The 25,029-nt window shown below is 54.1% G+C and carries 16 protein-coding genes, 2 tRNA genes and 3 rRNA genes; 14 read left to right on the top strand and 7 right to left on the bottom strand.

Annotated features, from left to right (window positions below; translation table 11 throughout):
• Nucleotides 1-12: 12 nt before the first annotated feature.
• The 5 genes from R5M92_RS05425 to R5M92_RS05405 form a co-directional block, all read right to left on the bottom strand.
• Nucleotides 13-1,272, bottom strand: coding sequence for a DEAD/DEAH box helicase (locus R5M92_RS05425; protein WP_346798416.1), 1,260 nt, complete (start codon nucleotides 1,270-1,272; stop codon nucleotides 13-15).
• Nucleotides 1,273-1,389: 117 nt separating this feature from the next.
• Complete coding sequence (locus tag R5M92_RS05420; protein WP_346798415.1) at nucleotides 1,390-1,884, bottom strand: helix-hairpin-helix domain-containing protein; 495 nt, start codon at nucleotides 1,882-1,884, stop codon at nucleotides 1,390-1,392.
• A 32-nt stretch (nucleotides 1,885-1,916) separates the two neighbouring features.
• Complete coding sequence (locus R5M92_RS05415) at nucleotides 1,917-2,540, bottom strand: PqiC family protein (protein ID WP_346798413.1); 624 nt, start codon at nucleotides 2,538-2,540, stop codon at nucleotides 1,917-1,919.
• Between the two features lie 4 nt (nucleotides 2,541-2,544).
• Nucleotides 2,545-4,224, bottom strand: a complete 1,680-nt coding sequence (gene pqiB, locus R5M92_RS05410) for an intermembrane transport protein PqiB (protein WP_346798412.1) — start codon at nucleotides 4,222-4,224, stop codon at nucleotides 2,545-2,547.
• Entirely contained in the window at nucleotides 4,217-5,557 is a 1,341-nt protein-coding gene (locus R5M92_RS05405; protein WP_417339063.1) for a PqiA/YebS family transporter subunit, read from the bottom strand. Before R5M92_RS05405 ends, pqiB begins: the two co-directional genes overlap by 8 nt.
• Nucleotides 5,558-5,763: 206 nt before the next feature.
• Here R5M92_RS05405 and R5M92_RS05400 point away from each other — a divergent pair, with 206 nt between their 5' ends.
• From R5M92_RS05400 to R5M92_RS05375, 6 genes are all read left to right on the top strand, one after another.
• Nucleotides 5,764-6,744, top strand: coding sequence for a calcium/sodium antiporter (locus R5M92_RS05400; RefSeq protein WP_346799257.1), 981 nt, complete (start codon nucleotides 5,764-5,766; stop codon nucleotides 6,742-6,744).
• Nucleotides 6,745-6,915: 171 nt separating this feature from the next.
• The gene (locus tag R5M92_RS05395; RefSeq protein WP_346798411.1) at nucleotides 6,916-8,328 is read left to right on the top strand and encodes a cytochrome ubiquinol oxidase subunit I; all 1,413 of its coding nucleotides are present in this window, start codon (nucleotides 6,916-6,918) and stop codon (nucleotides 8,326-8,328) included.
• A 3-nt stretch (nucleotides 8,329-8,331) separates the two neighbouring features.
• On the top strand, nucleotides 8,332-9,342 hold the full coding sequence (cydB, locus tag R5M92_RS05390; protein ID WP_346798409.1) for a cytochrome d ubiquinol oxidase subunit II: 1,011 nt from the start codon (nucleotides 8,332-8,334) through the stop codon (nucleotides 9,340-9,342).
• A gap of 4 nt (nucleotides 9,343-9,346) precedes the next feature.
• Nucleotides 9,347-11,038 carry a thiol reductant ABC exporter subunit CydD gene (gene cydD / locus R5M92_RS05385; RefSeq protein WP_346798407.1) on the top strand — a complete coding sequence of 564 codons (1,692 nt, stop codon included), beginning with the start codon at nucleotides 9,347-9,349 and terminating at the stop codon, nucleotides 11,036-11,038.
• The gene (gene cydC / locus R5M92_RS05380; RefSeq protein WP_346798406.1) at nucleotides 11,031-12,746 is read left to right on the top strand and encodes a thiol reductant ABC exporter subunit CydC; all 1,716 of its coding nucleotides are present in this window, start codon (nucleotides 11,031-11,033) and stop codon (nucleotides 12,744-12,746) included. The genes cydD and cydC overlap by 8 nt, the downstream gene beginning before the upstream one ends.
• Nucleotides 12,747-12,850: 104 nt before the next feature.
• Nucleotides 12,851-13,855 carry an adenosine deaminase gene (locus R5M92_RS05375; RefSeq protein WP_346798404.1) on the top strand — a complete coding sequence of 335 codons (1,005 nt, stop codon included), beginning with the start codon at nucleotides 12,851-12,853 and terminating at the stop codon, nucleotides 13,853-13,855.
• Between the two features lie 55 nt (nucleotides 13,856-13,910).
• Here R5M92_RS05375 and R5M92_RS05370 read toward each other — a convergent pair whose 3' ends face one another.
• On the bottom strand, nucleotides 13,911-14,915 hold the full coding sequence (locus tag R5M92_RS05370) for a cytochrome-c peroxidase (protein WP_346798403.1): 1,005 nt from the start codon (nucleotides 14,913-14,915) through the stop codon (nucleotides 13,911-13,913).
• Nucleotides 14,916-15,176: 261 nt separating this feature from the next.
• Here R5M92_RS05370 and msrP point away from each other — a divergent pair, with 261 nt between their 5' ends.
• The 7 genes from msrP (at nucleotide 15,177) to rrf (ending at nucleotide 22,330) form a co-directional block, all read left to right on the top strand.
• The gene (msrP, locus tag R5M92_RS05365) at nucleotides 15,177-16,145 is read left to right on the top strand and encodes a protein-methionine-sulfoxide reductase catalytic subunit MsrP (protein ID WP_346798401.1); all 969 of its coding nucleotides are present in this window, start codon (nucleotides 15,177-15,179) and stop codon (nucleotides 16,143-16,145) included.
• A 27-nt stretch (nucleotides 16,146-16,172) separates the two neighbouring features.
• The gene (locus tag R5M92_RS05360) at nucleotides 16,173-16,775 is read left to right on the top strand and encodes a sulfite oxidase heme-binding subunit YedZ (RefSeq protein WP_346798400.1); all 603 of its coding nucleotides are present in this window, start codon (nucleotides 16,173-16,175) and stop codon (nucleotides 16,773-16,775) included.
• Between the two features lie 276 nt (nucleotides 16,776-17,051).
• Nucleotides 17,052-18,584: ribosomal RNA gene (locus tag R5M92_RS05355) — 16S ribosomal RNA — on the top strand.
• Nucleotides 18,585-18,670: 86 nt separating this feature from the next.
• Nucleotides 18,671-18,747, top strand: a tRNA-Ile gene (locus R5M92_RS05350).
• Nucleotides 18,748-18,858: 111 nt separating this feature from the next.
• Nucleotides 18,859-18,934, top strand: a tRNA-Ala gene (locus tag R5M92_RS05345).
• Between the two features lie 217 nt (nucleotides 18,935-19,151).
• Nucleotides 19,152-22,042 (top strand): 23S ribosomal RNA (locus tag R5M92_RS05340).
• Nucleotides 22,043-22,214: 172 nt separating this feature from the next.
• Nucleotides 22,215-22,330: ribosomal RNA gene (gene rrf, locus R5M92_RS05335) — 5S ribosomal RNA — on the top strand.
• The 16S, 23S and 5S rRNA genes sit together here with 2 tRNA genes alongside, the layout of an rRNA operon.
• A 176-nt stretch (nucleotides 22,331-22,506) precedes the next feature.
• On the opposite strand, the gene ppnN is transcribed toward rrf, so the two are convergent.
• Complete coding sequence (ppnN, locus tag R5M92_RS05330) at nucleotides 22,507-23,895, bottom strand: nucleotide 5'-monophosphate nucleosidase PpnN (RefSeq protein ID WP_346798399.1); 1,389 nt, start codon at nucleotides 23,893-23,895, stop codon at nucleotides 22,507-22,509.
• Nucleotides 23,896-24,114: 219 nt separating this feature from the next.
• Between ppnN and R5M92_RS05325 the strand changes: the two genes are divergently transcribed.
• Nucleotides 24,115-25,023 carry a LysR family transcriptional regulator gene (locus tag R5M92_RS05325; protein ID WP_346798398.1) on the top strand — a complete coding sequence of 303 codons (909 nt, stop codon included), beginning with the start codon at nucleotides 24,115-24,117 and terminating at the stop codon, nucleotides 25,021-25,023.
• Nucleotides 25,024-25,029: the final 6 nt, after the last annotated feature.

Below are 25,029 nucleotides of genomic sequence, written 5' to 3'. Positions count from 1 at the left end.
TGAAAATGTTAGCTACGATCTTTGACGTCGCCGTGCGGAACCCTCGCGAGCTCCACGCTCCGCTTTGGCAGGTCCGCTGCGCCGGGAAGGCTTGCGTTGTTGACGACGGCCGTTCTCGATGGGCTCGGGCTTGATGCTGGGATCGGGCTCGAAGCCGGGTTCAACGCGTTTTTCCAGGTTGCGCTTGATCAGACGCTCGATATTCTTGAGTAAACCATCCTCGTCGACACACACCAGCGATACTGCTTCACCTTCGCTTCCCGCCCGTCCGGTACGGCCGATACGATGGACATAATCTTCAGCCACGTTGGGCAGATCGAAATTGACCACATGGGGCAGTTCGTTGATATCCAGACCGCGTGCGGCGATGTCGGTGGCTACCAGCACCTGCAATTCTCCACTCTTGAACGAGCTCAAGGCACGTGTGCGGGCGCTCTGACTTTTATTGCCGTGGATAGCCATAGCGGGGATGGATTGCTTGGAAAGCTGTTCCGCCAAGCGATTGGCGCCATGCTTGGTACGGGTAAAGACCAGTACCTGATACCAGCGATGCTGAGTAATCAAATGGGCCAGCAGGTCGCGCTTCTTTTCACGGTCTACCCGGTAGACAGCCTGGTCGATCTTCTCCGCTGTGGTGTTGCGCGGAGCGACCTCGATAAAAGCTGGGTTATCCAGCAAATTGGTGGCGAGCGTCTGAATTTCGTTGGAAAACGTGGCGGAGAACAACAGGTTCTGGCGCTTGGGTGGAAGTACCTTGAGGATGCGCTTGATGTCGTGAATGAAGCCCATGTCCAGCATGCGGTCGGCTTCATCCAGCACCAGAATTTCCACCGCCGACAGGTCGACATGGCGTTGCTGGTGCAGGTCCAGCAAACGGCCCGGTGTGGCGACGAGAATGTCGAGCCCGGGTTTCAAGGCATCGACCTGGGGCTGTTGACCGACACCACCGAAAATCACGTGTGAGCGCAGGGGAAGATGCACACCATAGGTGGCAACACTTTCCCCTACCTGAGCGGCCAGTTCCCGTGTGGGGGTTAACACTAGTGCCTTGACCTGGCGTTTGCCCGGCCGCTTGCCTTGGCTGAGACGTTGCAGCATGGGCAACGTGAAGCCCGCAGTCTTGCCGGTTCCGGTCTGGGCGCTAGCCAGCAGATCACGCCCCGAGAGCACAGCGGGAATCGCCTGCTGCTGGATCGGGGTAGGGATTGAGTAGCCTTGTGCCTCAACGGCACGTAGCAGATCGGCATGTAAGCCGAGATCAGAAAAGGTCATGCATTCTCCGCAGGCACTTGCTTTTAACCAGGCAAGAGCCGATCAGTTCAAAGGGCGACAAAAGGAGTGACAGTGTCGCGGAAGGGGATAATGCCAGATAACCGTTCAGGCAGCGAGTCAGTTCCCGGCCTGATGGTCTTGGGTGGGCAACGCCTTCAAGCGGCTTCGCGTGGTGCTGTTGGGGGTAATCCGATCGATTTCCTCTGGGCTCAGCGCATAGAGTTGCTCGGCCTCGAAAATACCATGTTGAAAAAGCTGCCGCGCCGTGGCCGGACCGACGCCGTCAAGCGCCAGCAGGCTTTTGCCATGGCGTGAAATGAAACGCTGCAGTTGTGCCTCATCGAGCTGGTCCAGCTGGCCGTCTCGATAGAGACTGCCGGCGCATTGCGTGATGAAGCGGGCAATTCTTGCCAAGGGGGCTTGAAGATCGGGCATCGGTGCAGCTGCTTGCCACTCGTATAGATCAGCCACTATATCATGAGCTGAGTCGAGCGCGTTTATCGCTTGTTTACCTTGGCTCTCGAGAGCCAGGCTCAAGCAGCTTTCGAGCTGCCCCAGGCTCGTCTTCAATGCCAGGGCATCCTGGTGAGTCAGCGGAGCATCAGCTTCCATGGATATCCTCCGTAGCATTCGTGTTCATACCATCACGGTGCGGTTTGTAACCGGCATATGGCAAGGGCGAGTTCCGACGCGACTTGCTCCCAGCTTCGGCCCAGCGCTCTAACCAGCGCGGGGTAGCCATCCTCTTCAAGCACCGTTTCGACATGGAAACTCTCTAGGTTCTGCGTGCGACCCTCGGCATCGAGTAACTGCCACTGCCCGGCAACCACTGCATAACCGTCGTAGCGACCCTGGAAGGTGTCGACTTCCAGTTGCAAGCGTAGACCATCTGAAGATGCAGTATCCCGAAGCACCTGAGTCTCGGGCAAGAGGCGCCCCAGGCTTGTTCGCATGCGCTGCTCCAATTGGCGCCCGAGGCCTTCCGCCCATAGATGCTCGCGTGCTTCGTTCAAGGTTATGTCATCGAGTTGCATGATGATGCCATCTACCTCGAGATAATTCGCCAGTCTCGGCTGGCGTAACAACAAGCGGTGTTGCGCCGTGGTCGTTACCTGGCCGTCCTGGTTGACCGGCAGCAGATAACGATCGGGGGGCGTTACGCTACTGGCGCAACCGGAGAGCAGCAAGACTCCGATGCACAGTGTCAGCCAGGTCGGTACCCGACAGAGTCGGGGCATCTTGAAGACAGCGGAGCAAAACGGCAGCATCGATTTACCTCGGCGCTCGTGGAATGGGATCTTGCGTGTCCAGATTATCGAACAGCAAGGCCCGTGGGTTTTCGTTCAGAGTTCGCGTCAGTGGTTGAAGTTCGCGCAGCAGGCGGTCTAGACGGCCGATGGCGGAAGTCAGTTCACTATAGGCCGGGGATGAGGGCGATAAGCCTTCAAGCGTGGTGCGCAACTCCTTCAGCGTGGCGTTGAGATTGCTACCCAAGGCTTGGGTATCAGGGTCGTTAAGTAGCGTATCCAGCGATTGAGCAATTTCCCGAACCTCTCCGAGCATGGTTTCAGAGGCTTGCAGATTGCGATCCAGTCCCGTCAGCAGGGGCTCGACTTCCAGTGCATTGAGCTTTTCCAGCAAGGCGGTAATTTGCCCTTGTATCTGAGAAAAACCGCCGGCGGTGGTGGGGAACACGGGGCGGTCGGCGAAAACCTCCGCGACATATTCCTCGGTAGAGTCGCGGTGGAAGTTGAGATCGACGAAGAGCGCCCCGGTCAACAGGTTACCGTTTTTCAATGATGCCCGCAGGCCGATGGCAAACAAGCGCTTGAAGCGTGCCTCCCACTCATCGAGATCGATATCGGCGCTCTCGATGCCCAGGCGCTGTGGTTCGATACGAATAAGTACCGGGATGGCAAACTGCCCTCGGGAGTCCGGTTGCGGAGCGTTGAAGTTCCACGGTACGGCAGCCACGGTACCGACACGTACCCCTCTGAATTCAACCGAGGCGCCGCGTGACAGTCCACGAACGGTATCGTCCACCAGCAGCACGTACTCCAGGTAGCGATTGAAGGTACCTTGCCTTGCGCTGTCTTCGTCTGCGTACAAGCTGAAGGTGGCGCCGGCTTCCACCGGTTGCCCCATGGGGAGATCTTCTGGCACGCCGAAGGTAACGCCGCCACCGAGCAACGCCTCGAGGGATTCGACATTCATCCGAAAGCCTTCCGCGTCGAGGCGAAAATCCAGGCCGCTGGCGGACCAGAAGCGGGTACTATCGGTTACCAGATGAGCATAGGGTTCCTCGATGAAGATCTGGTGATACATGCGGCGCGAGTTGGCATCGAAGTTGACCTCTTCGACGCGGCCAACGGTAAAGCCCTGATAGGAAACAGGATCGCCGACACGCAAGGAATTTCCCAACTGACTTACCAGTTCGATACGCAGGCCGGCAACCCCGCCGGGAGTCACCGGCGGAATATCGTTGACGGGGAATTGACGCCGCGGCTGACCGGAGCTTCCGGGTTCGAGTTGTATATACGCACCCGAAAGCACCGTGCCCAAGCCACTGATTCCTTCGCGGCCGATACGGGGCTTGACCACCCAGAAACGGCTGTCTTCGCGTAACATCGCTTCGGCTTCCGGTTGGATACGCGCGTTGATCACGGCATGCGACAGGTCTTCAGATAGCTGGACCGACTGGACGCGTCCGATCTCGACATTGCGGCTGCGAATGAGTGTACTGCCCGCCTCGATACCTTCGGCATTGTCCATGGTCAAGGTGATGAGTACGCCGCGACTGGTGTAGTTGTCGTAGACCAGCCACAGGCCAATCGCCAAGGCTACCAGGGGCACGATCCAGATGGGTGAAAGACGTGTCTGCGACGATAGCTTTGCTCGGTGCTCGTCTTTATTCTCCGCAGGAGGATTCTTCGGGGTGGGGGATTCATCCATCAACTGCATCCTTGGAGAAAAAGAGAGAACGGTGTTTGCGCGGTAGTGGCGTGTCCCAGATCAACCGCGGATCAAACGTCAACGCCGCCAGCATGGTCAATACCACTACGGTACCGAAGGCCAGGGCGGCAGGCCCCGGGTTAACCGACATCAACGAGCCTGCTCGAATCAGTGCTACCAGAATGGCTACCACGAAAACATCCACCATCGACCACCTGCCGATGAATTCGGTGAGTCGATAAAGGCGTGTTCTGCTGGTCACGTTGAGCTTGTTGCCTCGTTTGACCACCAGGCAGAGCCAGGCCAGTGCCGTCAGTTTACCCACGGGGACGATGATGCTGGCAATGAAAATCACGGCGGCAATGGGCCAGGAGCCCATCTGGGTCAGTTCCACCACCCCACCGATGATGGTGGATGGATTTGAATGTCCCAGGCTGGTGGTTGTCATGATGGGGTAAATATTGGCGGGAAAATACATGATCACGGCGGCACCCAGCAAGGCCCAGGTTCTCTGCAGGCTATGGGGCAAGCGGAGATGCAGCTTCTCATGGCAACGACGGCAGTGACTGGCTCCACGATCGCTCAGGCGATTGATCAAGCCGCAGGTCGGGCAACCGCTCAAGCCCTGCGGCGCCGCCGTCCTGCCAGTCAGCGTGCCCTCCGGTGCAAGTGGTTCTCCCGCCAGGGAGAACCACATCCAGTCGGAATCGAGCGATTGGGTAGTCAGCAATAGAAGCATTGAGAAAATACAAAATGCCCAGAATGATACTCCCAGCTCAATATCTGCCAGGCCTGCCACTTTGATCAGGCTGACCAACGCTCCAATGATAAATACATCTGCCATCATCCAAGGGGTCAAGTGGGACAGTGAGCGCGCGATATCGCGGCTTGCGGGTAGAGGATGCTGGCGCAACAAGCCGTATTGCAGCCAGATGACCCCCATAAGATAAAGGGCAGGTAACACGAGTATCGTCAGGATTACCGCAATGGCTACCAAAGGCTGATGAAAGCCGATGAGAGTCGTGGCGGTCTGGGGAAGTTCGATACGATTACCTACGCCGCCAACGCTGAAACTGACAAATGGGAACGAGACCGCTATTACCAGCGCGATCAGGGCAGCCAAGGCAAGCGACATGCTGCGTTGCGCAGGTAAATGATGGCGCCTGACCAAGGTGTGGCTGCAGCGTGGACAATCCGCTTTCTCACCACCGCGCAAGGGCGGGAGGGCGACCACCCAGTCGCACTCATGGCAAGCCCTGAAACGTCGTCTGCTCCCTTGCGATTCAGGCGGTAGGCGGTCGACTTGAGGCGCGCTTTCGGGATGAAGGGGCAAGATTCCCGATAGGTGAGGTTTTTGCAGGGTTGGCAAAGGTTTCTCTCTACGATTATGAAGATGCGGCTGCAGGCGGTTTGCTGCCGTTGGTCCGGCGGCGAGTAGCCCAACTAGCGTACAAGCGCTTGACCTGGTAGTAACAATGCACAAGGATGCAGCGGCTAGAGAACGACACTGATCATGCAAAGCTTGCTCAAGGAATACCTATGCTTTTACCCATACTTGCCGTAGTTGCAGGCCTGATTCTATTGATCTGGAGTGCCGAGCGTTTTATCGATGGCGCGGCATCCACTTCCCGCTGGCTGGGGTTGTCTCCTTTATTGATCGGCATGCTGGTGATCGGTTTCGGAACTTCAGCTCCTGAAATGATGGTATCCGTGTTGGCGGCGAGTCAAGGGAATCCGGGATTGGCGATAGGGAATGCTTATGGTTCCAATGTTGCCAATATTGGCTTGGTCCTTGGTGTTGTAGCTCTGATCGCTCCACTGGCGGTGCACTCCAGTGTGATCCGCAAGGAGATGCCGGTTCTGATAGCGGTCACTCTGCTTTCGGCTGTCTTTCTTTGGAATGGGTTGATCAGCCGGTGGGAAGCCGCTGCCTTGCTGGCGGTGCTCTTGGCTTTCATCGGCTACAGTATCTATCGCGCTCGTGGCCAGGAAGCCGATGTGCTCATCGATGAAGTTTCGGAAAGCCTGAATGATAAGTCCTTGTCGCGCAAGGCAGCACTTGTGTGGACACTGGTGGGGCTAGTTCTGCTGGTGGCAAGCTCACGTTTACTCGTCTGGGGGGCGGTGGAGATTGCATCGGCTTTCGGGGTAAGCGATCTGGTGATAGGTTTGACAGTCGTGGCGGTGGGTACTTCATTACCTGAACTTGCCTCTTCGATTAGTGCCCTGCGACGCAAGGAACATGACCTGGTGCTGGGCAATGTCGTAGGCTCCAACCTTTTCAATACGCTTGGTGTCGTCGGGCTGGCTGGTATCATTACGCCGATTGAGCTTGGCAATGAGGTGCTGACGCGTGACTGGAGCGTAATGGCGGTGATGACGTTGCTGATGGTGCTGTTTGCCTTTGCTTGGCGCGGACGGACTCGGCGCATCAATCGGCTCGAAGGCGGCGTGCTGGCGATGTTATATGTAGCTTATACTGCGTATCTGGTCAGTGTGGTGCTCACTTCCTGGAGTTAAGGCTTCGCCTTCTGCGGCAATGCGCCACGTGATAAGGTAAAGAAAGTATTAGGAAAAAGGAATTCTTGCCTATAGCTAATCGGCTACTGACATGAGCTTATAATTGCCACCCGTACAGGCTCATCTAAGCTGTGTGTTGTCGTAGCCTCCTTACAGGCCTAGGAGAGTATCATGGAGTTAGATCCCCTTCTGCTGTCGCGAATACAGTTCGCTTTCGTGGTGTCGTTTCATGCCATTTTTCCTGTTTTCACGATCGGTTTGGCTTCCTATCTTGCGCTGCTTCATGGCCTTTTCTATACGACACGTAACCCTGCCTGGGACCGGCTCGCGGCTTTATGGACCAAGGTTTTTGCCGTGGTTTTCGGTATGGGCGTGGTATCGGGAATCGTCATGTCATTTCAGTTCGGGACCAACTGGAGCAATTACTCACAGGCGACTGCGAACTTCATTGGGCCTCTGCTTAGCTACGAAGTGATCACCGCATTTTTCCTGGAAGCGGCGTTTCTCGGGGTGTTGTTGTTTGGCCGTGGCAAGGTGCCACAAGGCGTCCATCTCTTTGCTGCCATCATGGTGGCACTCGGGACCTTTATTTCGACTTTCTGGATTCTGGCGGCCAACAGTTGGATGCATACCCCGGCTGGGTTCGAGGTGGTGGATGGCGTCTTCCATATCACGTCGTGGGCTCAAGCGATTTTCAATCCATCCTTTCCCTATCGACTGACTCATATGGCGGTCGCTTCGTTCATCACGGGGGGCTTTGTGGTGGCTGGCGTCAGCGCCTGGTATCTGCTCATCAATCGCGATTTGCAAGCCAATCGCAAGGCGTTGTCGATGTGCCTGTGGCTATTGCTGGTGCTGACACCGACCCAGGCGCTGGTGGGGGATTTTCATGGTCTTAATACACTCGAGCACCAACCCACGAAATTGGCAGCCATGGAGGGTAACTGGGAGACGATGGAAGGTGCGCCACTGCTGTTGTTTGCCTTGCCGGATCGTGAGCGCCAGGAGAACCGTTTCGAACTCGGCATTCCCTATGCGGCAAGCTTGATTCTGACGCATGAGCTGGAAGGGGAGGTGCCGGGTATTGCTGAGGCCCCTCGGGAAGAGCAACCACCAGTATGGATCGTGTTCTGGGCGTTTCGGGTCATGGTCGGGCTCGGCTTTCTTATGATCGGTGTAGCGTTGACAGGGCTATTTCTGCGCCGAGGCGGGAAGGTCTATCAGTCGCGGAAATTCCTGCAGACGCTGCGCTTGATGTCGATTACGCCGTTTATTGCTGTACTGTCGGGTTGGGTGGTTACCGAGTCGGGCCGAGCGCCCTGGTTGGTATATGGCATCATGTCGCACGCTGAAGGGGTGACACCCTCACTGACCGGGGGCATGGCGCTGTTTACGCTGCTCGGTTATATCGCCGTCTATGGTGTGGTCTTTTATGCAGGCACCTACTACCTGACTCGCGTGATTCGTTACGGGATGCAAGAGCAGGAAGAGGAGAAGCTTGTCGATGATTTCGAAACGCCGAAACGGCCGTGGTCGGCAAGCCACACCCCGCTGGACGACAACCTCACCCCAGAGGAGGGCTGAACCATGGAAATGTTTGACCTGTCGGTTGTCTGGGCACTTATCATCGGTTTCGGCATCATGATGTATGTGCTCATGGATGGCTTTGATCTGGGGCTCGGTATTCTCTTCCCCTTCGCTCCCGATGAGGATGCCCGGGATGTGATGATGAATTCCGTCGCTCCGATCTGGGACGGTAACGAAACCTGGTTGGTATTGGGTGGGGCGGGGCTATTGGGTGCATTCCCGCTGGTCTATTCAGTCTTTCTGCCCGCGCTGTATATCGGCGTGTTCCTGATGCTGGCGGGCCTGGTATTCCGTGGAGTGGCCTTCGAGTTGCGTTTCAAGTCCCGACGTAACCGCCGTAATCGCCGCTTGTGGAATAGAGCGTTCAGTTGGGGGTCGGCAATCGCGGCCTTTGCTCAAGGGGCTGTAGTGGGCACCTATATTCAGGGTTTCGAGACCCAGAACGGTGTCTACACGGGTGGTGCCTTCGACTGGCTGACACCTTTCACGGTGCTGACCGGCATCGGGATCATGATCGGTTATGCCTTGTTGGGCACCACCTGGTTGATTCTCAAATCGGAAGGATATATTCAGGCCTGGGCCTACAAACTGACCATGCCGCTGATGGTGGCGGTGCTGGTGATCTTTGCCATCATCAGTATCTGGACACCCATGGTGAACCCGGAGATCTGGCAGCGCTGGTTCGGCAATATTCGCCTGATATGGATATTGCCAGCTCTGACACTGTTGTGCATGTTTGTACTCTTTTGGTCGGTGCGCAAGCGTCGCGAGATGTTGCCGTTCCTTGCCACGTTGGGGATTTTCCTATTCACCTATCTAGGGTTGGTGGTGAGTCGCTGGCCGATAATCGTGCCACCCGACTATACGATATGGGATGCCGCTTCGGCACCTGGCTCACAGCTGTTCTTGCTGGTAGGCGTTCTGTTCGTGTTGCCATTCGTGCTTGGCTATACCTTCTGGTCTTATTGGGTATTCCGCGGCAAGGTTAGAGTGGGTGAAGGTTACCATTAGCCTTATGGCGAGCTCGGAAAATCAGTCTTCTTCTGAACCGCCTCTGGACGCGCGCCGCTGGCTTAGGATGCTGGCGGCCTGCGAGCAGAGGCGGCTTCTGCTTTCAACCCTGGCTGGCCTTCTGGTAGGTCTGTTCATGATTATCCAGTTGGGATTGCTGGCCTGGCTGGTGAGTGCGCTACTGATACATGAAAGTACTGTCGAGGCGCTAGGCTGGGCGTTCGCTGCATTGGTGCTAGTGCTGGGGTTACGCAGTCTTGCCCAGTGGTACCAGGAAGCCCAGGCCGTGACTGCCAGCCTCGGTGTGCGTCGTGTGGCCCGTGCGCAATTGCTCGATCACCTTTCTCGGCAGGGGCCGGTGGGAAGTGGACGCCACAGTGCAGCTATCGCTCATCAGTTGAGCGAGCAGGTCGAGGCTTTGGATGGATATTACCAGCGGTTTCTGCCTCAGTTGCGGTTAGCGGTGTTGGTTCCGGCCTTGGTTCTGGCTATAGCGGCATGGCTGGACTGGCTGGCGGCCTTGTTTCTGCTGCTTTCAGCCCCTCTGATTCCCGTTTTCATGGCGCTCGTCGGGATGGGCGCCGAGAAACTCAATCGTGATCAATTCGAAGCGGTATCGCGACTCTCCGGTCATTTTCTCGACCGCCTGCGGGGCATGAGTACGCTGCAACTCTTCGACAAGACAACCGCTGCCACCCATGATGTGGAACGTGCCGTGGATCGATATCGCCGCTTGAGCATGCGGACACTACGCGTGGCTTTTCTTTCTTCCGCCGTTCTCGAGTTCTTCGCTTCTGTCGCCATCGCGGTGGTGGCCATCTATATCGGTTTTGGCTTACTCGGTTATATCGATTTTGGTCCCTCTGCTCAGCTGACCTTGTTCAGTGGGTTATACATACTCCTGCTTGCCCCCGAATTCTTTCAGCCTCTTCGCTCGCTGGCCCAGCACTATCACGATCGTGCGGCCGCTCTCGGTGCCGCCGAAGGGCTGGTAGCGCTATTAAACGAGCCCATCTCTCGGCCGGTCGAACAAGACGTCGCAGCGCCTGAGTGCGCGAGTTACTTGGTCCAGCTGTGCTCTGTTGAAGTGAGCTATCCAAGGCGTGGACGTGTTCTGTCGTCAATAAATCTAGCGATGGGCAAGGGAGAAACGCTGCTGATAACCGGCAAAAGCGGGGGCGGAAAGACCACACTGCTGCGGTTGCTGGCAGGGTTCGTTCCTGTAGCAGCGGGGCGGCGCTTGATAGCGGAAAATGTCAGTTTTGCATGGCTGGGGCAGCAGCCGCTACAGCTGTTCGGAAGTGTGGCGGATAATCTGCGGATTGCCGATATCGATGCGACTGAAGCCGCTATGTGGGAAGCCTTGGCACATGTTTCACTTGCTGAACTGTTCAAAAACCAGTCCGACGGACTGAACACACATGTAGGCGAGCAAGGCGCTGGACTGTCGGGAGGTCAGGCGCAACGGCTGGCTCTAGCTCGTGTTTTCCTATCTTCGGCACCTGTCGTATTGCTGGATGAGCCTACCGCGAGCCTGGATGAAGCTACCGAGAAAATTGTAATCCAGGCCTTGGCTGCCCTGGTCCAGTCAGGTCGAACGCTGATCATCGCCTCGCACGCGGCATCGATGAAAGCCTTTGCTGATCGTCTTTTTATTATGCATCAAGGTGAATTACGGGAGGTGAGCGTTGGCTAAGGGTGAGTCGTGTCCGGCTTTCTGGCATACCTTGCAACCGTGGTGGACGCTGATTGCGCGTCGACGTAAGCGGTTATGGCTTGGCAGTCTATTGATAGGCGTAACCTTGGTATCCGCTATCGGCTTGCTAGCCCTCTCGGGTTGGTTCATTACCTCGGCGGCCTTGACGGGGCTGGTAATAGCGGGTGGTGGAGTCGCTTTTCTCGATGTTTATGTCCCGGGTGGCGGAATTCGCTTTTTTGCCCTTAGCCGCACCGTCGCCCGGTATATCGAGCGTCTCTACAATCACGATACCGTGTTGCGGTTATTGTCCGATCTGCGTGGCCATGTCTTTTCGCTTCTGGCACGCCAAGATAGGTTGATAATGGCGCAGCGCCGATCGAGTGATTGGTTGAGCCGATTGACCGCGGATATCGACGCCTTGGACAGTTTGTACCTGCGGTTGGTGGCCCCGCCTGTCGTGGCATTGGCGGGTATTATCGGCTTGGCCTTATTCGTCGGTTTCTGGGTGCCGCGGGCTGGGTTGTTGTTGGGTGTTATCCTAACGGGCGCTTGGTTATGGCTGGTTATCGGACAGGCACGGTGGGGTATGCGGGCAAGCCGTGCTCAGGGTGTGCGACTGGAGTCGTTGCGCGGCCGACTGCTTGAGCAGCTCCAAGGGATGGCGGAGTTGGAAGTATACGGCAGTCTCGCTCGTCACCGAAGCCAAGTGGATTTAATTGAGCATGAGATGCAGTACGAACAGCGCCGTTTGGGAACAATTGCAGCCACTGGAAATGCCCTGGTTGCCTGGGCTTCTGGACTGGCGCTTATCGCGGTGCTATGGCTTGCGGCGTTGGCTTGGCAGGCAGATGCAATTTCTGGCCCGGTCATGGTCATGCTGGTCCTGGCAGTGCTGGCGCTCAATGAGGCCTTGAGCGCTATTCCTGCCGCCTTTACTCGCTTTGGCAACACTTTGGCGGCAGCAGAACGTTTGAATGCATTGGCGCGGGGGCAGGACAATAGGCGTTCAAGTCGTAGCACCTTCTTGCCAGAGTCCTTCGATGTACAGCTTGAGGATGTCTCGCTGAGTTATCCCGATGCCTTGACTCCTGCGATCTCGAAATTTTCGCTTGAGCTGAAACTCGGGGAACGGGTAGCACTGTGTGGTGCTTCCGGTACCGGAAAATCGTCGGTCGCGGCACTGTTAAGTCGTCAGCTCTTGCCTGACGAAGGGCGAATTTTGTTTGCGGGAATCGATATCAACGAAGTGGATGAAAGCGACTTTCGTCAGAAGGTCGGCTATCTCACTCAGTACACTGAGTTGTTCGATGCTACATTAGCGGAAAATCTGCGTATCGGTTGCTCTAATGCTAGTGATATGCGGTTGTGGCAAGTACTCGAGTCGGTTGAATTGAGAGATTGGGCAAGTGCGCTTCCCCAAGGCCTTGCCACTCCATTGCGAGAGGCTGGACAAGATATTTCGGGGGGGCAGGGAAGGCGGATAGCCTTGGCGAGATTATTATTACGTGATCCTAGTTTGGTGATACTCGATGAACCTTTTGCCGGCCTGGATAACGAGACCGCAACGACAGTTGCCCGTTATCTGGACAAGTGGCTGGTTGGACGCTCGGTGCTTTATCTCGTGCATGAGATAAGTGGTAATGTACGCTTGTCTCAAGTATCGCGTTGTGTGTGGATGGAAACGCATGAGGCGAGCAATCGATGAAGCGCGTATAGATAGAAATGGGCTTCGTTGGCAAACGGGGATAAACGACTCTGGCGCCAGGGATTTTCTCTCGATAGGATACAATTTTACCCGAGGGGAAAGAGATGCAAGAATTTCTCAAACGCTTGCCCAAGGCCGAGTTGCATTTGCATATCGAAGGCTCCCTGGAGCCGGAGCTCATGTTTGTCTTGGCAGAACGCAACCAGATAAGTCTTCCCTATGCTTCTGTAGCTGAGGCTAGAGCGGCCTACGATTTTTCCGATTTGCAGTCCTTTCTCGACTTGTATTATCAGGGAATGAGCGTATTACGCAAGGAACAGGACTTTTTTGACCTGGCGATGGATTATTTCCGTCGAGCCCACGCGGAAGGCGTGGTCCATATCGAGTTGCACTTCGATCCTCAAGCACACTTGTCGCGTGGCGTATCACTACAACAGGTATTCGACGGCTTGAACCGGGCGCGCCAAGAAGCCAAGGAGGAGCTGGGCATCTCAACCGCCATGATTATGGCGTTTCTGCGGGATCGGCCAGCAGAAGAAGCGCTGGAGGTGTTCGAAAGTGCTTCCCCTTATTGGCATCACCTTGATGCGATAGGCCTAGACAGCGCGGAAGCCGGTAATCCACCAAGTAAATTTGGCCATGTATTCAAGCGTGCAAAGGAATTGGGAATACCTCGTGTCGCCCACGCCGGTGAAGAAGGCCCCTCCGATTATATCGTTGAAGCACTGGATGCTCTCGAAGTTTGCCGTATTGATCACGGGGTTCGCTGTCTGGAAGATGACGGTTTAGTTCAGCGTCTTCGGAGAGAGAAAGTGGTGTTGACTGTCTGTCCACTCTCCAACGTGCGTCTCAAGGTAGTTGGTAACCTTCAGCAGCATCCATTGCCGAAGTTGCTGCAAGCAGGCTTGGTAGTAACACTCAATTCTGACGATCCGGCGTATTTCGGAGGTGGGATGTTGACCAACTTTATTGCTTGTCAGGAAGCATTTGGTTGGTCGGAGGAAACCTTCGCTGAGTTGGCCAAAAACGCCCTTGTTCATGCTTTCATGAATGAGGAGCGTCGTGCCACTCTGCTAAGTAGGCTTGAACAGGTACTACATGCGCCTTGAATGGAATCCTCCGGCAGCGCCGGAGGATTGAATTGAGCCCGTATAGCTTTGTTGCTTACGGAAGTGCGGGTACTTCGAAGTTCGGCATTTCCCCAGTCAGCGTATGTAGGAAGGCGGTGATATCGGCAATAGTCTGTTCCTCAAGTTCACGGCCTAACATTTCCTCGCCCATGATGGCGACGGCCTCTTCCAGTGTTTCGGTCGCGCCGTTATTCATGTAGGGGTAAGTTACTGCCACGTTACGCAGGGTCGGTGTGCGGAAGCGATACTTGTCACTCTCTTCTTCAGTAACGACGTAACGTCCAAGATCGGTAGAGCCTGGTACCTGGATGGCATGGAACTGGCTATCAGTCAGTGCCGGGCCACGGTGGCAGGCGATACAGCCGTTATCCACGAACGCTTGCATGCCTTCTTTTTCCTGTTCGTTCAGCGCGTCAAGATCACCGCGCAGGTAACGATCGAACGGAGAATTGGGAGTGGTTAGCGTACGCTGGAACGAAGCCAGGGACTTTGCGAGATTGTCACGATTGATGGGCGACTCTTCGTCCGGGAATGCCTCCTTGAAGTGACGTTGATACAGATCGAACTCTTGCAAGCGCTCCAAGGCCATATCGAGATCCATGGCCATTTCCACGCTAGCTTCGATTGGGCCCAGCGCCTGTCCTTCCAGATCTGGTTCGCGTCCATCCCAGAATTGAGCTTCAAGGAAACCTGAGTTGAGAACGGTAGGCGTGTTGCGCTCACCGACCTGGCCGTCGTGTCCAACTGCGCGCGGGATGCGATCGGACCAACCTAACGCGGGGTTGTGGCATGTTGCACAGCTGATGACACCGCTGGCCGAGATGCGGGGTTCGAAAAACAACATGTTCCCCAGCTCGATCTTTTCTTCTGTCAGACTGTTGTCTGCCGGCAAAGGGGGGAGGTGAGGTAGAGCCTCAAAGCGATCACGGTAGTCCCCTAGGCCGTCGTCGGCGATGGCGGCAGCAGATACCGCCATGGTAGCTCCCGCTACCAGCGCGGGTAACAGCCGTAATGCTGCAGGACGAGAATGATGTTTCATTATGGTTCTCCCTTGATGGATGCATCCTAATAATCGAGCGCTAGCGGTATAAAGTTAGTCTTTGGCTGTAGGTAGATTCAACCCAGCGAATTAGTCGGATAAGCATTGCTCTTGCTCTAGGTCAACCTTTCCACGTGTTTCGCCCTTTTAATAAGCCATGGAGTGAAAATTCAGCCGTCATCCTTTACAAAGATGCAAAAATACGAGCTTAGCGCTATTTTTCTGTTTGTTGCTTCATTGCTGGTTTAAAGGGAGGCCGTTATGCCGCGTTATCGCTACCCCACAATTCCCGAGAGCGAAGTCACGCCGAAGGCTCTTTTTGAAAGCCGGCGCAAATTTTTGCGTGGAAGTCTCTCGCTTGGAGCGGCAGCCACACTAGCCCCTGGCCTGTTGCTGCCTTCTAAAGGTTTTGCTTGGCAAGAGGTGCTGGAGAATAGACTCGACGGAAAGCTTCCTAGCCATGACTGGGCGGGGGATGAGGAGTTGACTTCTGTCTCTGATATTACCTCTTATAATAATTTTTATGAGTTCGGTACCGGTAAGCGTGATCCTGAATTATACGCTCACCGGCTGGAGACGGATCCTTGGTCGCTTAGTTTGGAAGGTGAGCTAGAAAAAACCGGAATATATAAGCTCGAAGATATTCTTAAAAAACAGAAGTTTGAAGAAAGAATTTATCGATTGCGCTGTGTCGAGGCATGGTCGATGGTGATTCCATGGGTGGGATTTCCACTGGTGGATTTGCTCAAGCAACATGGACTTACATCTCGTTCTAAGTATGTTGTATTCGAAGCTGTTTACGACCCCGAACGGCTTCGAGGTCAGCGTCGCTCCATAATCGAATGGCCCTATCGAGAAGCGCTACGCATCGATGAAGCTATGCATCCACTGGCTTTTTTGGCGGTGGGTCTATATGGGGAGCCAATGCCTAACCAGAATGGTGCGCCGATTCGACTGGTGGTTCCGTGGAAATATGGCTTTAAAAGCATTAAATCCGTGGTGTCTATCAAAGTGGTGGAAGACAAACCGGTCACTTCATGGGAGGAGCGTAACCCCGAGGAGTATGGTTTCTATGCCAATGTGAACCCGAATGTGGAACATCCCCGTTGGTCCCAGGCTAGAGAGCGGCGGATAGGCGAGCGTGGACGTCGTGAAACGCTGATGTTCAATGGTTATGCCGATGAAGTAGCATCTCTCTATTCTGATATGGATTTACGTCGTTTTTATTAATCGAGTTTTCACTGTTTGGGAGATTGGATGGCCTCGGGCAAGAATCAAAATGTTCTTCTTTTTCGTTTAGTAGTACTGGGGTGCGGATTAGGACCTGCTATTATCCTGCTTGTGAAGTGGCTCTTCGGTGACATGGGGGCCAATCCACCAGAATATGTGGTGCACTTCACTGGCCTGACAGGCCTGACGCTATTGTTAGCTACCATTGCCTTCAGTCCCGCTTTTCGTTTGTCCCGATGGGTCGGCTTCATGATCGCTCGCCGCCAGATGGGCTTATGGGCATTTTTCTGGTTAGTGATGCATATGCTGTCTTGGATGGGGCTCGACCAATACTGGGACTGGCCTTGGATCTACCAGGAAATGCTCGAGCTTGAATATGTACGCTATGGAGCGGGTGCTCTATTGCTTCTGATTCCCTTGGCATTGACGTCATTTAGCAGAGCGCCTGCTGTCTTGGGCTGGAGTGCCTGGCATTGGCTGCATCGCCTTGTCTATGTGTCGGCCGCGCTAGGCGTTACGCACTTCTGGATACTGACCCGGGCCGATTATCTACTTCCCGGAACGTTTGCTCTGGTATTCGCAGGGTTGGCCTCGTTTCGAATCCTGGATGGCATGATCCACCGCCAATAAGCGATATCGCAACTAAATGCAGCATTAGGGTTGACGAAAAAATGGAAGCTTGTATTATATGCCCACCTCGACGGGCACAGTAATAAAGCGGTCTGAGGCGCTCTTTAATAATTTGATCAGGTAATTCATGTGGGCGCTTGTCGATGAGGGTGACAAATCACCTATTATCAAGGCAAGCGACTCGTCAAAGGCTTCGGCCTAAGAATGAATTCGTTTGACCCTTGAGCCAAGATTGGTTCGCTTTTGCCTTCGGGCAAGCAAGAACCGCAATGATTGAAACTGAAGAGTTTGATCATGGCTCAGATTGAACGCTGGCGGCAGGCCTAACACATGCAAGTCGAGCGGTAACAGGGGAAGCTTGCTTCCCGCTGACGAGCGGCGGACGGGTGAGTAACGCATAGGAATCTGCCCGGTAGTGGGGGATAACCTGGGGAAACCCAGGCTAATACCGCATACGTCCTACGGGAGAAAGGGGGCTTCGGCTCCCGCTATCGGATGAGCCTATGCCGGATTAGCTGGTTGGTGAGGTAAAGGCTCACCAAGGCGACGATCCGTAGCTGGTCTGAGAGGATGATCAGCCACATCGGGACTGAGACACGGCCCGAACTCCTACGGGAGGCAGCAGTGGGGAATATTGGACAATGGGGGCAACCCTGATCCAGCCATGCCGCGTGTGTGAAGAAGGCCCTCGGGTTGTAAAGCACTTTCAGCGAGGAAGAACGCCTTCGGGTTAATACCCCGGAGGAAAGACATCACTCGCAGAAGAAGCACCGGCTAACTCCGTGCCAGCAGCCGCGGTAATACGGAGGGTGCAAGCGTTAATCGGAATTACTGGGCGTAAAGCGCGCGTAGGCGGCGTGATAAGCCGGTTGTGAAAGCCCCGGGCTCAACCTGGGAACGGCATCCGGAACTGTCACGCTAGAGTGCAGGAGAGGAAGGTAGAATTCCCGGTGTAGCGGTGAAATGCGTAGAGATCGGGAGGAATACCAGTGGCGAAGGCGGCCTTCTGGACTGACACTGACGCTGAGGTGCGAAAGCGTGGGTAGCAAACAGGATTAGATACCCTGGTAGTCCACGCCGTAAACGATGTCGACCAGCCGTTGGGTGCCTTGAGCACTTTGTGGCGAAGTTAACGCGATAAGTCGACCGCCTGGGGAGTACGGCCGCAAGGTTAAAACTCAAATGAATTGACGGGGGCCCGCACAAGCGGTGGAGCATGTGGTTTAATTCGATGCAACGCGAAGAACCTTACCTACCCTTGACATCCTGCGAACCCGGAAGAGATTCCGGGGTGCCTTCGGGAACGCAGAGACAGGTGCTGCATGGCTGTCGTCAGCTCGTGTTGTGAAATGTTGGGTTAAGTCCCGTAACGAGCGCAACCCTTGTCCTTATTTGCCAGCGCGTAATGGCGGGAACTCTAAGGAGACTGCCGGTGACAAACCGGAGGAAGGTGGGGACGACGTCAAGTCATCATGGCCCTTACGGGTAGGGCTACACACGTGCTACAATGGCCGGTACAAAGGGTTGCGAGCTCGCGAGAGTCAGCCAATCCCGAAAAGCCGGTCTCAGTCCGGATCGGAGTCTGCAACTCGACTCCGTGAAGTCGGAATCGCTAGTAATCGTGAATCAGAATGTCACGGTGAATACGTTCCCGGGCCTTGTACACACCGCCCGTCACACCATGGGAGTGGACTGCACCAGAAGTGGTTAGCCTAACGCAAGAGGGCGATCACCACGGTGTGGTTCATGACTGGGGTGAAGTCGTAACAAGGTAGCCGTAGGGGAACCTGCGGCTGGATCACCTCCTTAAACGATGCGTCATCCTCGCGGTAAGCGCTCACAATGAATTACCTGATCAAGTGATAGAGCAAACGATAGAAGCACGATCCCCTCTTGGGTCTGTAGCTCAGTTGGTTAGAGCGCACCCCTGATAAGGGTGAGGTCGGCAGTTCAAGTCTGCCCAGACCCACCAAATTCCTGTGATACTGCGTTAAAATGTTCCTCGTGTAGCAGGCTATACGTCGTTGCATTTTGCCATATCTCACAGCAATTGATGACAAGAGGTCGGTGTTGCTAAAACAATGGGGCCATAGCTCAGCTGGGAGAGCGCCTGCCTTGCACGCAGGAGGTCAGCGGTTCGATCCCGCTTGGCTCCACCATTAATCGTTTGCTTATGTTTTGTGATCATTGATAAGACGTCATGCGGAGCCATGCGTCGCCTTATCACTGTTCATCGAACAGTCGCTCTTTAACAATGTATATCATGCTGACATAAACGTCTTTTTAAGACGTTTATACGTAAATTGTTTTGTGATACGTCTCAAGCGTATCCGGCAATCGTTATCATTGCGAGATTCAGACTCCTTCGGGTTATAGGGTCAAGCAATGAAGCGCACACGGTGGATGCCTAGGCAGCCAGAGGCGATGAAAGACGTGGAAGCCTGCGATAAGGTTCGGCGAGGTGGCAAACAACCTGCGACCCGGACATCTCTGAATGGGGAAACCCACTCACCATCAGGTGAGTATCGTATCCTGAATCCATAGGGGTACGAGGCGAACCCGGGGAACTGAAACATCTAAGTACCCGGAGGAAAAGAAATCAACCGAGATTCCCCCAGTAGCGGCGAGCGACCGGGGAGTAGCCCTTAAGCATGAGACTGATTAGACGAACGTGCTGGGAAGCACGGCCGTAGCGGGTGATAGCCCCGTAGTCGAAAATCTGATCATGTGAAATCGAGTAGGTCGGGGCACGAGAAACCTTGACTGAAGACGGGGGGACCATCCTCCAAGGCTAAATACTCCTGGCTGACCGATAGTGAACCAGTACCGTGAGGGAAAGGCGAAAAGAACCCCGGAGAGGGGAGTGAAATAGATCCTGAAACCGTGTGCGTACAAGCAGTAGGAGCCCACTTGTTGGGTGACTGCGTACCTTTTGTATAATGGGTCAGCGACTTATTTTCAGTGGCGAGGTTAACCGTATAGGGGAGCCGTAGGGAAACCGAGTCTTAACTGGGCGCACCAGTCGCTGGAAATAGACCCGAAACCGGGCGATCTATCCATGAGCAGGGTGAAGATTGAGTAACATCAATTGGAGGCCCGAACCAGGATCTGTTGAAAAAGATTTGGATGACTTGTGGATCGGAGTGAAAGGCTAATCAAGCCCGGAGATAGCTGGTTCTCCTCGAAAGCTATTTAGGTAGCGCCTCACGTATCACCACCGGGGGTAGAGCACTGTTTCGGCTAGGGGGTCATCCCGACTTACCAACCCGAGGCAAACTCCGAATACCGGTGAGTGCCAGCGTGGGAGACACACAGCGGGTGCTAACGTCCGTTGTGAAAAGGGAAACAACCCAGACCGTCAGCTAAGGTCCCCAAATCCTGGTTAAGTGGGAAACGAGGTGGGAAGGCTCAGACAGCTAGGAGGTTGGCTTAGAAGCAGCCATCCTTTAAAGAAAGCGTAATAGCTCACTAGTCGAGTCGGCCTGCGCGGAAGATGTAACGGGGCTAAACCAGGTACCGAAGCTACGGGTTCATCCTCAGGATGAGCGGTAGAGGAGCGTCGTGTAAGCCGATGAAGGTGGATTGAGAAGTCTGCTGGAGGTATCACGAGTGCGAATGCTGACATGAGTAACGATAAAGGGAGTGAAAAACTCCCTCGCCGGAAGACCAAGGGTTTCTGTTCGATGCTAATCAGAGCAGAGTGAGTCGGCCCCTAAGGCGAGGCCGAAAGGCGTAGTCGATGGGAAACGGGTCAATATTCCCGTACCGGACATGATTGCGATGGGGGGACGGAGAAGGCTAGGTGAGCCAGGCGTTGGTAGTCCTGGTGAAAGTGAGTAGGCTGAGGAATCAGGCAAATCCGGTTCCTCAAGGCCGAGACACGAGACGAACAGCCCACGGGCTGGAAGTCACTGATGCCACGCTTCCAGGAAAAGCCTCTAAGCACCAGATCATGTGCGACCGTACCCCAAACCGACACAGGTGGTCAGGGTGAGAATCCCCAGGCGCTTGAGAGAACTCGGGTGAAGGAACTAGGCAAAATGGTGCCGTAACTTCGGGAGAAGGCACGCCGGCGTATCGTGAGAGCCCCCGCGGCTTCAGCGAGAACCGGTCGAAGATACCAGGTGGCTGCAACTGTTTAGTAAAAACACAGCACTCTGCTAACGCGCAAGCGGACGTATAGGGTGTGACGCCTGCCCGGTGCCGGAAGGTTAAGTGATGGTGTTAGGCCTCGGCCGAAGCTCTTGATCGAAGCCCCGGTAAACGGCGGCCGTAACTATAACGGTCCTAAGGTAGCGAAATTCCTTGTCGGGTAAGTTCCGACCTGCACGAATGGCGTAATGATGGCCACGCTGTCTCCACCCGAGACTCAGTGAAATTGAAATCGCCGTGAAGATGCGGTGTACCCGCGGCTAGACGGAAAGACCCCGTGAACCTTTACTATAGCTTCACACTGGACGCTGTTGTTGCCTGTGTAGGATAGCTGGGAGGCTTGGAACTGCGGACGCCAGTTCGCAGGGAGCCGACCTTGAAATACCAGCCTGGCATCATTGGCGTTCTCACTCAGGTCCGTGATCCGGATCGAGGACAGTGTGTGGTGGGTAGTTTGACTGGGGCGGTCTCCTCCCAAAGCGTAACGGAGGAGCACGAAGGTACCCTCAGCACGGTCGGACATCGTGCAATGAGTGCAAGAGCATAAGGGTGCTTGACTGCGAGACAGACACGTCGAGCAGGTGCGAAAGCAGGTTCTAGTGATCCGGTGGTTCTGTATGGAAGGGCCATCGCTCAACGGATAAAAGGTACTCCGGGGATAACAGGCTGATACCGCCCAAGAGTTCACATCGACGGCGGTGTTTGGCACCTCGATGTCGGCTCATCACATCCTGGGGCTGAAGTCGGTCCCAAGGGTATGGCTGTTCGCCATTTAAAGTGGTACGCGAGCTGGGTTTAGAACGTCGTGAGACAGTTCGGTCCCTATCTGCCGTGGGCGTTGGATGTTTGAGAAGCGCTGCTCCTAGTACGAGAGGACCGGAGTGGACGACCCTCTGGTGTTCCGGTTGTCACGCCAGTGGCATTGCCGGGTAGCTATGGTCGGACGGGATAACCGCTGAAAGCATCTAAGCGGGAAGCCCCCTTCAAGATGAGACATCCCCGAGGCCTCGAGCCTCCTGAAGGGCCCAGCGAGACCAGCTGGTCGATAGGCACGGTGTGGACGCGCTGCAAGGCGTTGAGCTAACGTGTACTAATGGCCCGTGAGGCTTGACCCTATAACACCCAAGGGGTCTGCTCAAAATGATAACGATCGCGTGTGAACACACGCAGAGAACCGGATACGCAACGAGTAAGCGACACGCTTGCTTGAAGTGACAGAGACGCTCACAAAACACGTCAATGGCAACACACCAGGACGACACAGCATGATATGCATTACCCGTTACGCCTGACGACCATAGCGAGTGGGAACCACCTGATCCCTTGCCGAACTCAGCAGTGAAACCGCTTAGCGCCGATGGTAGTGTGGGGCTTCCCCATGCGAGAGTAGGTCATCGTCAGGCACCTATCCAGAAAACCCCCAGCTTCGAAAGAGGCTGGGGGTTTGTTGTGGCTACCTTATTGTCAAATAGCTCCCGACCCCGATTTCCCAGAAAGTCGGGGTTTGGGAATCGCCGCAGGTAAGCCGAACGGGATTTGACAGAATCAAATAACCGGTTGAATTTTTATTGATGCAGTTTTATTGCAACACATAGCAAGGAATATACTCTTGATCATTTAGCTTCATTCGCCCTTGTTGAACGAAAGAACTTAATAAAGTATCCAATTGTTGCATTAACTCTGACTCTGCTGTTAAACGAAAGGGACCATATGTTTCAATTGCTCGAATCCCTTTTTCCTTGACATTACCCGCTACGATACCCGAAAAAGCTCTACGTAAGTTAGCGGCAAGCTCGTGTATCGGTTGATTGCGGTGCAGAGCCAAGGCTTCCATGGACTGATGCGTAGGCTCAAAAGGAGCCTGGAAGTCTCGCGCTATGGTTAACCGCCAATTGAAATAAAAGGCATCTTGATGATGCCGTCGATATTCCATAACACTATCGACTTCTTCTCTTAATGATCTTGCTACTCGAGCCGGATCGCCAATAATTATCTTATAATAATTTCTAACTTTTTCCCCCAAAGCATAAACTAAAAATTCATCGATTCTGTTGAAATAATCCGCACTGCTCGATGGTCCAGTAAAAATGACGGGAAGTTTCATTTCCGTATTGTCAGGGTGAAGTAAAATACCTAACAGGTAGAGAATCTCTTCGGCCGTGCCCACCCCTCCGGGAAACACAATGATGCCATGACCTACTCGTATAAAAGCTTCAAGGCGTTTTTCAATATCAGGCATTACTACCAGTTCATTTACGATAGGATTTGGAGCTTCAGCAGCAATAATGCCTGGTTCTGAAATACCCAAATATCGGCCGTCACTTCGGCGTTGTTTCGCATGTGCAACATTTGCACCTTTCATTGGGCCTTTCATTGCTCCTGGGCCGCAACCAGTGCAGATATCCAAATCTCTAAGTCCCAGATGATAACCGACGTCCTTGGTATATTCATACTCTTCGCGTGAAATCGAGTGCCCGCCCCAGCACACAATCAGGTTGGGATCGCGGCCCGGCTTCAAGGCACCTGCTTTGCGCAAGATATGAAATACAGCGTTGGTCGTGCCTTCTCCTGTCTCCAAGTCAAAGCGTTTATGAGTTTGTATCTCGTTATATACGTAGACAATGTCGCGAATGACGGCCGAAAGGTGTTCCCGGATGCCTCGGATCATTCGGCCATCGACAAAAGCCTCTGCCGGTGCGTTAGTTAGTTTTAGCCGTATTCCTCTGTCCTGTTGCAGAACTTCTATATCAAAATCTTTGTAAGCCTCCAAGAGCGCAACACTGTCATCAGTGGGATTTCCACAATTCAATACTGCCAGGGCGCAGCGCCGCAATAGGTCATGTAGCCCGCTTTGGGAAGTGCGATGCAATCGATTGACTTCATGCTGGGAAAGGACTTCCAGGCTACCTTCTGGTGATATTGTGCTAGAGATAGTGGGAGACCGTGACAAGATATGTGATTTTTTCATGAGGACCCAAGTAAAGGATAGAGATGATGGACTCAAGTAACAGAAGCGACAGGCCGAGGGCGGGTGCTTCCGTAGTTATGGCTAATTATGATTAGCTAAGTGACAGGTTGATGATTTTTCCAATGTTACCATGCCCAAACAGGAAGGTGCAGCGCTGTGTTGCGAAAGGCGAGCTGCTAGACTAGTGAGAGTTTTTTGGTCTCGGGTCGGTCATAGTCTATGTTTAATGCTCAGTATTTTCGCACGTATATTACCCTGGTAGAGACAGGGAGTTTTACCCGCACCGCTCGACGGCTGGACATGACACAGCCGGGGGTCAGCCAGCATATACGTAAGCTAGAGGTTTATCTTGGGAAATCGCTATTACAACGACAAGGACGAAGCTTTACCCTGACTGATGCGGGGCGTCGAGCCTATGATTATGCCTTGAAACTATTTGCCGAACATGAGCAGTTTCGCCATGGTCTCGATGATGATTCTCTTGATAGTGGTGAGTGCAGGATTGCCTCGCCGGGTAGTGTAGGGATAATGTTCTATCCCTACATACTAGGGCAACAGCAGATGCAGCCTAATCTAACGGTAAATTATAGCTTTGCATTTAATCATGAAATAGCCAATGATTTGCTGAATGGCCGTTATGATGTGGGCATCGTGACAGAGGCGATCAAACATCCTGAATTAAAATGCAGTGTTTGGCATCATGAGCCACTTTGTCTAGTAGTGCCTGCAGATTTCACAGGAAGCACATTAAGTGAATTGATGGGATTGGGGTTTATCAATTACTATGATGGAATCAATCACGCAACGACTCTTTTAAAGATAAATTACCCAGAAGAATTTCGTTCGATGAGTTATTTCCGCCATCAAGGGTTCACTAATCAAGTGAGCATGGTGTTAGACGCCGTGGCTCGAGGATTAGGTTTTACCGTGGTATCACGTCTAGTGTTGGAAACATCCCCATGGCAAAGACAAGTCAAGGAGCTAAAACTGACATCGTCTGTTGATGAAGTGCTTTATTTGTTGCAAAGAGATGGAGCCACCTTGCCTAAACGCTACGAAAAGCTGTTGTCAGGTTTTCGCAACCAGCGAACCCAGGAAAGACCCCCGTCCATACCTGTAACAGTATGAACGGGA

The sequence above is a fragment of the Halomonas sp. Bachu 37 genome (assembly GCF_039691755.1).
GTDB lineage: Bacteria > Pseudomonadota > Gammaproteobacteria > Pseudomonadales > Halomonadaceae > Vreelandella > Vreelandella kashgarensis.
The sequence above is the reverse complement of the archived record's forward strand: the minus strand, read 5'-3'. Positions and strand labels throughout refer to the sequence as shown.

Coding starts and splice junctions, on each gene's coding strand:
- R5M92_RS05425 (WP_346798416.1), bottom strand. CDS start 1,272: ATGACCTTTTCTGATCTCGGCTTACATGCCGATCTGCTACGTGCCGTT.
- R5M92_RS05420 (WP_346798415.1), bottom strand. CDS start 1,884: ATGGAAGCTGATGCTCCGCTGACTCACCAGGATGCCCTGGCATTGAAG.
- R5M92_RS05415 (WP_346798413.1), bottom strand. CDS start 2,540: ATGCTGCCGTTTTGCTCCGCTGTCTTCAAGATGCCCCGACTCTGTCGG.
- pqiB (WP_346798412.1), bottom strand. CDS start 4,224: ATGGATGAATCCCCCACCCCGAAGAATCCTCCTGCGGAGAATAAAGAC.
- R5M92_RS05400 (WP_346799257.1), top strand. CDS start 5,764: ATGCTTTTACCCATACTTGCCGTAGTTGCAGGCCTGATTCTATTGATC.
- R5M92_RS05395 (WP_346798411.1), top strand. CDS start 6,916: ATGGAGTTAGATCCCCTTCTGCTGTCGCGAATACAGTTCGCTTTCGTG.
- cydB (WP_346798409.1), top strand. CDS start 8,332: ATGGAAATGTTTGACCTGTCGGTTGTCTGGGCACTTATCATCGGTTTC.
- cydD (WP_346798407.1), top strand. CDS start 9,347: ATGGCGAGCTCGGAAAATCAGTCTTCTTCTGAACCGCCTCTGGACGCG.
- R5M92_RS05375 (WP_346798404.1), top strand. CDS start 12,851: ATGCAAGAATTTCTCAAACGCTTGCCCAAGGCCGAGTTGCATTTGCAT.
- R5M92_RS05370 (WP_346798403.1), bottom strand. CDS start 14,915: ATGAAACATCATTCTCGTCCTGCAGCATTACGGCTGTTACCCGCGCTG.
- msrP (WP_346798401.1), top strand. CDS start 15,177: ATGCCGCGTTATCGCTACCCCACAATTCCCGAGAGCGAAGTCACGCCG.
- R5M92_RS05360 (WP_346798400.1), top strand. CDS start 16,173: ATGGCCTCGGGCAAGAATCAAAATGTTCTTCTTTTTCGTTTAGTAGTA.
- ppnN (WP_346798399.1), bottom strand. CDS start 23,895: ATGAAAAAATCACATATCTTGTCACGGTCTCCCACTATCTCTAGCACA.
- R5M92_RS05325 (WP_346798398.1), top strand. CDS start 24,115: ATGTTTAATGCTCAGTATTTTCGCACGTATATTACCCTGGTAGAGACA.